Source organism: Luteococcus sediminum, assembly GCF_054783495.1.
Genome location: NZ_BAAGQL010000038.1, coordinates 1 through 3,000, shown reverse-complemented (window position 1 = coordinate 3,000; position 3,000 = coordinate 1). Strand labels below are relative to the sequence as shown.

Sequence of the window (3,000 nt, the reverse complement as noted above, 5' to 3'; positions counted from 1 at the left end):
CTCATCGGGGTCGTTCCTGATCTCGCCCTGCGGAGGCGGACTTGCTATGAACCACTGGTCTCAACTCACCCTGACACGCAGGGTGGTCGCAGACTTCGCCGACCTGGACCTTCGCCCCGCCTTCGTCAGCAACGAGGCCATGGGCTACATCTTCGAAGAGCTGCTGCGGAAGTTCTCCGAAATGAGCAACGAGACCGCTGGTGAGCACTACACCCCGCGCGAGGTGATCCGTCTGGTCGCCGACCTGCTCATCAAGGGCAATGCCGCCCAGGCCCTGACCGAGAACGAGATGCCCGTCCGTTCGGTCTATGACCCCGCTGCCGGCACCGGCGGCATGCTCATGGTGACGATGGAGCGCCTCAAGCAGCTCAATGACAAGGCCATCGTTCAGGTCGCCGGCCAGGAGCTGAACGACGAGACCTGGGCCATCGCCCAGTCCGACCTGATGATGCAGGACATTGCCCCGGAGCGGATGCGCAATGGCAACACCCTCACCGCGGACGCCTTCTCCACGGAGAAGTTCGACTTCATCCTGGCCAACCCGCCCTACGGCGTGGACTGGAAGGGCTATGCCCAGCCCATCAAGGACGAGCACGAGAAGCAGGGCTTCAACGGCCGCTTCGGCGCCGGGCTCCCCCGCGTCTCGGACGGCTCGCTGCTCTTCTTGCAGCACATGCTCGGCCACATGAAGCCGGTCACCGAGTCGTCGCCGCTGGGTTCTCGGGTCGGGATCGTGTTGTCCGGATCTCCGTTGTTTTCCGGCCAGGCCGGGTCCGGCGAGAGCGAGATCCGCCGGTGGATCCTGGAGAATGACTGGCTCGAAGGGATCGTCGCCCTGCCCGACCAGATGTTCTACAACACCGGCATCTCCACCTACGTCTGGATCCTCACCAATGCCAAGTCCGATGACGAGCGGGGCTTGGTGAAGCTGATCGACGCCCGCGACATGGGTACCAAGATGCGCAAGAGCCTCGGCGACAAGCGCAAGGAACTCTCCGAAGCCGCCATCGACGAGATCGTGCAGCTCGTCGGTGGGGCGCTGGACGAGTTCGTGGATGACAAGCGCCTCAAGGTGCTGCCCCGTGAGACCTTCGGTTTCCAGCGCGTCACGGTCGAGCGCCCCCTCCACCGACGCTGGGAGGTCACCGAGGCCACCATCAAGACTCCACCCTTCGAGCAGCTCGCCCATCTGGCCGGCAAGAAGTACGACACGGAGAAGGCATTGCTCGCCGATGCTGCTGGCCTGACCACCGCGCAGAAGAAGAACTTCGCCAAGGCCTGTGCGATCAGTGATCCTGAGGCTCCTGTGGTTCTCAAGAAGGGTCAGCCCGAACCCGACCCCGACCTGCGCGACCAGGAGAACATCCCCCTCCCCGAAGGCTGGTTCGACCTCGACAAGGACGAGCGGGAGAAGGTGCAGCTGGAGGCGGCAGAGAGGCACCTCGCCGACGAGATCCGCCCCTATGTGGCGGATGCGTGGATCGATCACTCCAAGACCAAGCTCGGGTTCGAAATCCCCTTCACCCGCCAGTTCTACGTCTATACACCGCCGCGGCCCGTTGAGGAGATCGCCGCCGAGATCAAGGAGCTGGAAACTCAGATTCAGGGCTGGATGACGGGACTCGGGCTGTGAAGACGATCCGCCTACAATATTTGGCGAAGGCACCGATCACCAATGGACTGGGCCTACCCGGGGAGCACGACAACCCCGACTGGCCGCGGTACGTGCGAACGACCGACATCGCAGGTCCCCGCGCGCTTCGAACGGACGTGTTCGCTTCTCAGCCTCCTCAGATCGCACTCCAAGCTCCGTTGCAAAAGAATGACATCGTCGCTTGTGCAGCGGGTGCGACGATTGGAAAGAGTTGCCTGTACGAGAGTCAAGACCCCGCCTGTTATGCCGGCTTCCTCGTCCGATTCCGTGCAGCTGATGGTACCGACCCTCGGTTCATCTCTTACTGGATGCAATCAAAGGACTACTGGGCTCAGATCGACCAAGGGGCGGTCCGCTCCACCATCGATAATTTTTCCGCCTCCAAGTACCGGGCTCTCCGCGCACCGCATCTGCCGTTGGAAGATCAGCGGCGGATCGCGGGCTTCCTCGACGACCGCGTCGCCCGGATCGACCAGATCATCGCCGCCCGTCAGCAGCAGACATCCGACTTGGAAGAGGTCAAGGCACGACTGTCATACGAGGCGATTCGTGGGGCCGGGGCGACCGAGCGCAAGGACTCGGGATTGCCTTGGCTTGGCAGCATCCCTGTGACATGGCCCGTGATGACCGTGACTAGCCAATTTCAAGTTGAGCTGGGAAAGATGCTCGACGAAAAAAGAGAGACGGGCACCAATAGAATTCCATACCTCCGAAACACCAACGTTCAGTGGGACATGATCGACGTGAGCGATCTCAAGGAGATGGATATCTCCAGCGCAGAGCGAGATCGGTTCACGGCCATCCCAGGTGACCTCTTAATCTGCGAAGGCGGACAACCGGGGCGCGCCGCCATCTGGCAGGGCGGCGTAAAACCGTTGGGATTTCAAAAGGCTCTCCACAGAGCACGCTCACGCGGTCGCAGCCTTCCAGAATGGCTCGTTGAGTGCCTGCGGACTGCCGTGAGACTTGAGGTCTTTGCCATAGGAACTGGACAGACAACCATCGCCCATCTGCCAAACGACCAACTGCGAGGGACGAAGTTCCCCTTCCCGGATCGTTCGGTTCAGGAAAAGGTCCTCGAAACCCTTCACGCTAAGCAGGAGCAGATTTCCTTGCTCGAGAAGTCCTGCGTACGGGAGATTGTTCTGCTGCATGAGTACAAGCAATCTCTGATCACCGCCGCCGTCACCGGCGAGTTCGACGTCACCACCGCATCAACGAGGATTCCGGAGTGAGCCATGTCCGTCACCACTGAGCACACCTTAGCCTCGATCTTTCATGAGGGCTGGTTGGTCAACGGTCCAGCGTTGTTGCCGGTCTCGTGGTCGTGATTTTGGCATGTGGGT

At 61.3% G+C, this 3,000-nt stretch carries 2 protein-coding genes; both read left to right on the top strand.

The window, feature by feature from the left end; genetic code table 11:
• Positions 1-1,633 (top strand): HsdM family class I SAM-dependent methyltransferase (locus ACYVKA_RS13605; RefSeq protein WP_460706218.1); only part of this gene is annotated, 1,633 nt, incomplete at its 5' end.
• A complete protein-coding gene (locus ACYVKA_RS13600; RefSeq protein ID WP_460706216.1) occupies positions 1,630-2,889 on the top strand; it encodes a restriction endonuclease subunit S in 1,260 nt (419 codons plus the stop codon). The genes ACYVKA_RS13605 and ACYVKA_RS13600, both read left to right, overlap by 4 nt.
• The last annotated feature ends 111 nt before the right edge of the window (positions 2,890-3,000 follow it).